This window comes from Achromobacter sp. SIMBA_011 (assembly GCF_046535435.1).
GTDB lineage: Bacteria > Pseudomonadota > Gammaproteobacteria > Burkholderiales > Burkholderiaceae_B > Achromobacter > Achromobacter dolens.
The window spans coordinates 1-336 of sequence record NZ_JAWRWN010000169.1; the positions used below are offsets into that span (position 1 = coordinate 1).

At 71.1% G+C, this 336-nt stretch carries 1 pseudogene; it reads right to left on the bottom strand.

From position 1 onward, the window contains the following. Positions 1-336, bottom strand: a pseudogene (locus SB816_RS30410) (selenocysteine-specific translation factor); the annotation flags it as partial.

A 336-nucleotide genomic window follows, 5' to 3' on the forward strand; every position in this document is an offset into this window, starting at 1 on the left:
TGCGGCCGAGCCCGGTCGCATCGCGAAACGTCGCCGCATCGAGGCCGCCGCCGTGCATCGGCGCGAGTTCCGCAACGAGCGCAGCCAGCTCGCGCACGACCTCCGCGTGATAGAACAGATCGCGCACGACCTGATGCACGTCGCCGCGCCGCGCGAGCTTGCGCAACAGCGCGCGCACGGCGTCCTCGGCCGTGCCCGTCTCGCGCGCGAGATCGCGCACCCATGGCGGATCGAAACGCCCCGCATGAATCGGCGGCAACAGTTGCTGCGCCAGTGCGTCCTCGCGGGCATCGAAGCTCACCGCATGCGTCGGCAAATGCAGCCACGGCCCGCTGC